At 75.1% G+C, this 301-nt stretch carries 1 protein-coding gene; it reads right to left on the reverse strand.

Annotated features, from left to right (window positions below; genetic code table 11):
- Positions 1-301, reverse strand: a 301-nt coding sequence (locus WDW90_RS38780) for an ATP-dependent DNA ligase (protein WP_488803331.1), incomplete at both ends; no start/stop codon positions are given.

Below are 301 nucleotides of genomic sequence, written 5' to 3' on the forward strand. Positions count from 1 at the left end.
AGACGGGAGACGAAAGCCTCGAGCCGGGCGCGTCGCTCCGCGAAGGGGAGCGGGCGCAGGTCCTCGCCGTCGGCCGCGCGCAGGTCGTAGGCCCGCACATGGGCCGGGAACTCCTCGAGGAGCCGGCCCGTTACGGCCTTCCGGTTGAGGCGCTGCTGCAGGACGTTGAAGCTCTGCACCCGGGCCTCGCGCAGGATCAGGAGCTCGCCGTCGAGGGCGCAGCGGCCCGCCGGGTCCGGATCGGGGATCGCGCGGCCGCTCGCGACCGACGAGGCGCCTTGCTCCGCTGGCGTCAGGCCCG

This window comes from Methylobacterium nigriterrae (assembly GCF_037106235.1).
In the GTDB taxonomy this organism is placed as follows: domain Bacteria; phylum Pseudomonadota; class Alphaproteobacteria; order Rhizobiales; family Beijerinckiaceae; genus Methylobacterium; species Methylobacterium nigriterrae.